This window comes from uncultured Cyclobacterium sp., assembly GCF_963976465.1.
Lineage (GTDB): Bacteria > Bacteroidota > Bacteroidia > Cytophagales > Cyclobacteriaceae > Cyclobacterium.
The window spans coordinates 1-3285 of the sequence record NZ_CAXBOC010000570.1 but is presented as its reverse complement, the minus strand read 5'-3'; the positions used below and the strand labels follow the sequence as shown (position 1 = coordinate 3285).

Below are 3285 nucleotides of genomic sequence, written 5' to 3'. Positions count from 1 at the left end.
TTACCTAAAGCCTCCTTACAATTGTACAGTTATATGGGTGTCTATTTTCTTCCAAACCCTGCTGATCCTAAGAAAAACAAATACGCCATGCCCAGCTATGCTCAGGCCAATATAGGGGCACGCTATGTTCCAAAAAATTGGATGAAAGGTACGAACTTCCATTTGATTCTAATGGGCAAAACAGCTTTGGATCAGGAGCATCTTCGACCCGCTTGGGTGTACAATAAGGTCAACCTTTTTCACACAAACCTTATTCTTAATTATACATTCCTGGGTAAATAATCTCGGAATAGCCTGGCCAACTTATTTTAGTGCTTGGACGGGCCATGCCTCCCCACCCTGAAAAAATTTGATTATCTTCAATTCACTTTGTATTAAGACTGAAGCCATCATCCGGGCTTTTATTGCTTAGAGATATTTTTTTCTTTCAGTTCTAAACCTTTGGCCTTGGTGTACCATTGGAAATTATTTACAGTCTCTGTTAGGGCTTTTTCATTTATACTCTTTAGCCAATCCTATCTTATAGTTAGGAAACTGGCTTTTCTAAGATTTGGGAATGGTTTCTTCACATTTTATTCTAGAAGTTTTAATAGGTAAGTATAGTATTTGCATGGATACAGTATCAATATTTTGCTCCTTTAAAAACGATTAAGATCCGTTAATGGATGGGCAAAAATTTTAACACAAAAACAAAGCAAAGGTGTCGGTGAAGGGAATCTTAAATACCCTTTCTCATTAAATTGCTTGGGTATGTAGATGAATCATTTGACCTCGATGTCCCAACTGGTAGGACCAACTTATACGGTTTAAATAGTGATCTCCTCTCATGAACACTTTATTCTAGAAATGTGAAGGCAAAAAAAGAAAGGCCTTCCCAAGCGGAGGGAAGGCCTAAAAAAATGTTATTTTAACAATTGAATTATTTATAAATGACGTCGGAATTTACTTGCCCATCTGTATTGAGGTACCAGCCTTGGTAAGAGTTCCCACCGGACTTAGCCCATTCAGAAAATTTGGTGTAAGCCTTTGTAAAATCTACTTTTTCCTGGGTGTAGGAAATACTTTGTGGAATATGCAATGCCCAGTTGAAGCCTTTATTGCTTGTGAAATAAGTACCTTCACCAATGGCACTAATATCATCTGCCGTGCTGAACCACTCTGTGTCCATAAGATCTGTAGGCTCCATGTTCATCAGGTGAACTTCTCTACCCCTGTCCTGATTGATAATCATAAACGGATTATAAGGGGCGGCTCCAAGGTCTGCTTTTCTTATTGATTCTTTGAATACAATCTTAACTTTTACTGTATCTGTACCATGATGAGTGTTTCCTGCCATAACATTGGCCATTACAGGAAGATTATCATTCACATCATCCATTACAATGATTGTTGCTAATTTCTGTCCTTGTTCCACACCGGTTGACAAAGTCTTGATGGTACCTGTACTCAATCTGGTTCCTTCTACACTTAACACTTCATCTGATGATACCGGTAATTGAATTCCAAAACCATTGCGATAGCCTGCTCCTGTGGCTCTAACTACTGTAGTCAACTCAATTTCCTTGATACGGTTATTGCCATTTGAAATTTCATTAACATTGTAATCAATAACCAAATCATTCAAATCATAATCTCCAAAACTTGGCCATAAATCTTCACTATCGGCTACTCCATCCTCATCCTTATCTTTCACATCGGTGTCTATCGGCACATAATCTGTTAAGTCCACACTCGTAATGGGGTTCCAGGTAGCATAAAACATTACATCATTAAAATCATGGTCACACCCGCTGTAATCTCTTCGAATGTCCTCCCATCCCATCAACAAAATTTGCTCAGTAGCATCATATAAAAACACCATTTGATCTCTAAGCTCCTCTTTTTCATTAAAGGTATTTAAATTTTTGTCAGCATAGAAGACGCCATTGCCGTAAGTTAAGTTTCCTCCTTGCCAGCCATTGGAAATCAAAAACCAGCCGATATAAGTGTCTTTTTCAAAAGCGCCATCTTTAGGTCCTACTAATTTCACTTTATTGCCCGAATGCAGCACGCCGTATTGAGCGTTAGGGAAAATTATTGTTTTGTTCTTGATATCCGCCGGAGTTTTTGGAGCTTCTCCTTCCTTGTACCAATAATAACCAATGGCATTTCTATAACTTCCTCCAGTATGCACATAAGTCACCCATACTTCTGCATCTTCACTTACGAAAAGCTCTCTTTTGTATTTATCACTTATCGCCTCAGGGTTACTTCTTCTAAGGTCTTCATTTTCCGGAAGGCTTGAATTAATATTTTTCAAGAGTTGATCGCTTATTTCATCTGAACCTACAAGATACCTTGGTTTACCTTTTGAATTCCAAGATCCTAAGGTCATGAAGGTTTCACTGCTGGCAGAAATTCTTTCAAAGGCATTAGTTGCAGTTGTTTCGAAAAATTCGTCCGCTAAAATAGAAGGATTTGCCGCATCAAAACTATAACTAATTCGCCCACCGGAAATCGGCACTATAGCCATTGGTTCAACTCCTATATAATCGGAGGTTATAAAAACCTGATCTAGATAACTTGGAAGGTCTATTGTAACAGAAGCATTTCCTTGTTCATCCAATTTCACTGTTTGTAACAATGTACCCTCTTTTTGAGGATTTCCTTTGTATATTTTATACACCACATTAGACAAGGGGGCATTATCGCTTCCCCTTGCTGAAAGGTCAACATTAACTGAAGTAGTAGTGGTAAAATCAAATCCTGAAGGGATATTTAATCCATTTTGATCAGCCTGAGTTACTGTTTCAGAAATTTCATTGATTGGGTCGCAGGCAAATAATGAAGCTGCAAATCCAAAGATCAGAAGTAAGCTATTGTTTTTCATATCTATTAGTTTTAAAAGTTTTCCTGTTTCGAATGATACAAACCTATAATAATTAGTGCTTGAGAAGTGAAAAACTCGTTAGACAGCATCTTTTGATAGGTGAATTCCAAAATTCAGTGGATGAAATGATTTCATTTTATTTAAAAAATCAGGCTAGATTGAATACAGTTATTCCCCAATTGGAAAAGTAGTACTTAAAAAAAAGCCATTTCTACGGAGGGATATCGCCCGTAGAAATGGCTTGAAACTATATACGCAATAGACGACTATCTATTCCATAATTCAGGTTAAAATATAAATGATGAAGCACACAAATGGTGTAAAAACCACCCGATAAGGGAGCCAATTTATTCAGCAGCTATCAATGCTGTCCTAAATAATTTTTGATTTATCATTTGGTCTGTATTTGGATAGCA

General features: G+C 37.4%; 1 protein-coding gene and 1 pseudogene. One reads left to right on the top strand and one right to left on the bottom strand.

What is annotated here, in order from left to right:
• Positions 1 to 282, top strand: a pseudogene (locus tag AAC037_RS22320) (hypothetical protein); the annotation flags it as partial.
• A gap of 637 nt (positions 283 to 919) precedes the next feature.
• Here AAC037_RS22320 and AAC037_RS22315 read toward each other — a convergent pair.
• Positions 920 to 2869: an LruC domain-containing protein gene (locus tag AAC037_RS22315; RefSeq protein ID WP_339905735.1), complete on the bottom strand. Its 1950-nt coding sequence runs from the start codon at positions 2867 to 2869 to the stop codon at positions 920 to 922.
• Between the last annotated feature and the right edge of the window lie 416 nt (positions 2870 to 3285).

Excerpts from the sequence above, each read along its gene's own strand:
- AAC037_RS22315 (WP_339905735.1), bottom strand. The coding sequence starts at position 2,869 with ATGAAAAACAATAGCTTACTTCTGATCTTTGGATTTGCAGCTTCATTA.